This window comes from Okeania hirsuta (assembly GCF_003838195.1).
GTDB classification, from domain to species: domain Bacteria; phylum Cyanobacteriota; class Cyanobacteriia; order Cyanobacteriales; family Microcoleaceae; genus Okeania; species Okeania hirsuta.
In genome coordinates this window covers 1-2,850 of the sequence record NZ_RCBY01000459.1, presented here as the reverse complement: position 1 = coordinate 2,850, position 2,850 = coordinate 1, and the positions used below count along the sequence as shown (strand labels likewise).

4 protein-coding genes are annotated in these 2,850 nt (G+C 41.1%); 3 read left to right on the top strand and 1 reads right to left on the bottom strand.

All coding sequences use genetic code 11. The features are described from left to right. Nucleotides 1–124: 124 nt before the first annotated feature. Nucleotides 125–1,279 carry an ISAs1 family transposase gene (locus D5R40_RS31740; protein ID WP_124155794.1) on the top strand — a complete coding sequence of 385 codons (1,155 nt, stop codon included), beginning with the start codon at nucleotides 125–127 and terminating at the stop codon, nucleotides 1,277–1,279. A gap of 166 nt (nucleotides 1,280–1,445) precedes the next feature. Here the strand turns inward: D5R40_RS31740 and D5R40_RS31735 are convergent, their stop codons facing one another. Further along, nucleotides 1,446–1,754, bottom strand: coding sequence for a hypothetical protein (locus D5R40_RS31735; protein WP_124155793.1), 309 nt, complete (start codon nucleotides 1,752–1,754; stop codon nucleotides 1,446–1,448). Nucleotides 1,755–1,761: 7 nt separating this feature from the next. Between D5R40_RS31735 and D5R40_RS43225 the strand changes: the two genes are divergently transcribed. Together D5R40_RS43225 and D5R40_RS34230 are read left to right on the top strand one after the other, a co-directional pair. Further along, nucleotides 1,762–1,866: a sigma factor-like helix-turn-helix DNA-binding protein gene (locus D5R40_RS43225; RefSeq protein WP_205127800.1), complete on the top strand. Its 105-nt coding sequence runs from the start codon at nucleotides 1,762–1,764 to the stop codon at nucleotides 1,864–1,866. A 524-nt stretch (nucleotides 1,867–2,390) separates the two neighbouring features. Then, nucleotides 2,391–2,606, top strand: a complete 216-nt coding sequence (locus D5R40_RS34230) for a hypothetical protein (RefSeq protein ID WP_153183529.1) — start codon at nucleotides 2,391–2,393, stop codon at nucleotides 2,604–2,606. Nucleotides 2,607–2,850: the final 244 nt, after the last annotated feature.

Below are 2,850 nucleotides of genomic sequence, written 5' to 3'. Positions count from 1 at the left end.
CCCAAACAACCTAAGTTATACCATAAGTAATGAAGCTTGAGATAAAAATCATGTCAGGATCAGAAAGCGGCAATCGCATTAAACTACGGTATTTGAAAAATAATAAGATCTTGAGATAAAAATCATGTCAGGATCAGAAAGCGGCCTACGATTATTAGAAGAGCACTTTGGATTTATAGAAGACCCTCGTCTTGATCGGCACAAAGAACATTTATTGCTGGACATAATAGGATTAACGATAATAGGCACGCTGAGTGGGGCTGATAATTGGGTAGCCATTGAAGAATTTGGCAAAGCAAAGGAGTTGTTTTTGAAGGACCTGCTGGTACTACCCAATGGCATTCCCTCGCATGATACTTTAGGTCGCGTATTTTCGATTTTATCAGCCGAAGAGGTGGAAAAAGGTTTTGCCAGTTGGATTAGTAACCTTAGTCAAGTCACTCAAGGACAAGTAGTTGCCATTGACGGTAAGCGCTTGCGAGGATCGTATGATAAAGGCAGTAACAAGGCCGCCATACATATGGTAAGCGCCTGGGCTACAGCGAATCAGGTTAGTCTAGGGCAGTTAAAGGTAGGTGATAAATCCAATGAGATTAGTGCGATACCGGAACTGTTAAGCATGTTGGAAATAGCGGGATGTATCATCACCATTGATGCGATGGGCACTCAAAAGGAGATCGCCCAGCAGATTCGAGCTCATCAGGCGGATTATGTGTTAGCCCTTAAATCCAATCAAGGAGAACTATATGAAGAAGTCAAAGCTACCTTTGAGCATTTAATCAACACTCGATTTTGTCAGCAAGATCAGCAATGGGATAAAGGCCATGGTCGGATAGAATCGCGCAAATGCTATGTGTTAGACTTACAAGCACCCGACTTTGATTGGATTCTGTCCCAGGACCTGGAGCAGTGGAAGGATATCTCGAGCTTGATCATGATACAGGCCACGCGTTGGAAAGGGGATCAGGTCCAGACCCAGAATCGATACTACATTAGCAGTCTATCTGCTCAAAATAAAGATGCTCAAGCATTTAATCATATTGTTAGAACTCATTGGGCTATCGAAAATCAATTGCATTGGACCTTAGATGTGGTTTTCAAAGAGGATGCTTCCAGAGTCCGATCCGGATATGCTGACCAGAACTTGTCCGTCATCCGTAGATTGGCCCTCAATCTACTCAAACAGGACAAATCTCTTAAAGTGGGCATCCAGAACAAAAGAATGAGAGCTGCTTGGGATAATCAATATTTAATTAAAATCATTAACCAAGCAGTTTAATGCGATTGCCCTAGAAATGGGATTACTCAACATCCAATTTTTTTCATTTTTTTGTACATTTGGTTAGATAGGGTCAACTTTTCGTCAGCAAATTAAATTGATCATTTTGCCAATAATTGAGGAGTATAGGCATCTGAGCGCATTGAAGAATGGAGAGCAAAGTAGTTTAGAGTGGATTTATGCTAAGTATTTCCAGATCATTTTTCTTTATTGCAAAAAGCTGATCGGCATAGAGGTGCTGGCGGAGGAAGCCACTTCTGAAGTATTCCTGACCCTCTGGGAAAAACGATCCATCATTTCTACAGACAAATCTATTCAGGCATTTTGTATTCACATCGCTAAGGTCAGGCTTAATGATCATCTGAAGAAGATCGCTAACGACCAACGTCTCAAGAGCAATTTCTATTAAGTCATAGGGCGGAAACTCTAAAAAGTGGCGAGCATCTGTTGATTGAAAAAGAACAGTTGAGGCCATTAATAAATTGGTAGAAACACTTCCTCCACAGAGAAGAGCCATTTTTAAGATGCGCTATTTCGAAGGCAAGGACAATAAGAAGATCGCCGAACAGATGCAGATTTCGACATAATACCGTGAAGGTACAACTCGTGAAAGCTCGTCGACATCTCAAAAGCACTGCATTTAAGCATGACATCTTCTCCACTATTGTTTCAATTCTTTCTTTTTATCCAGATAAACGATCCCGTCGCTGGGCTTTGTACCGAGTCATAGGTAAAAACTTGCTTTGCTACTGCAGCTTATAGTTGAAAAGAATTCAGCCCTTCCGTCAAGAATTCTCAGATATAAGACTATCCCCTCTCATCCTATCTTAAGTTCTTGAAGCTATAGAATCTGATCCTAGTTTACTCCACTAAATAATAAACATGAGATACTTGAACATGAACATGTTAACAACTGGAGCTTTATTGATAACTCCTCGCTAGCTGTCAACCACAAAATTTATCTCCAGAGATCAGTGAGACCTCACCTTTCACGTATCTTTGATTCGGGAACTACGGGCTGACTTTGCCTTGGGAGACCCTAACCTATTTACTGCAACCGCGAGCTATGTAAATTCAAAAAAAAGTTAGACGGGATTTCAAGAGGGTATGAATGATCCAAATCATAGCATCACGAGGGAAAGGCCGCTTTGGTAATGCCTTTGAATTTGGTGAAAAAAGTAATACGGTCATCTTCTTTAAAAGCAAAAGACAACATCGCCTACAAATCCTCAACATTGGTCTGGTTCTATTTTTTTGGTTAAGTGTGGACCTTCAAAAACTTGATGGCTATACGGATCCCATACAGATTACGGATGCCAGTTTTTAATGACGCTCATCTGGGTGATTTCACTGACGATATCCACCGGGGTTTAGATTGGGGTGATAGGCGATAAAAGTGCTTGGACTTTGGACACCTTGAATTCTTCCTTACTGGAAGAATTTGAAAAAAGATTGGTAAGTATTGCCAAGCCTCAATTTAGCAGAAGCACCTGGACACATATACTCATCGCTTATGATGCTCTGGGCACTTCGAACAGCTGGGCCAGCCTATACCTAAATGGCGAAAAGAT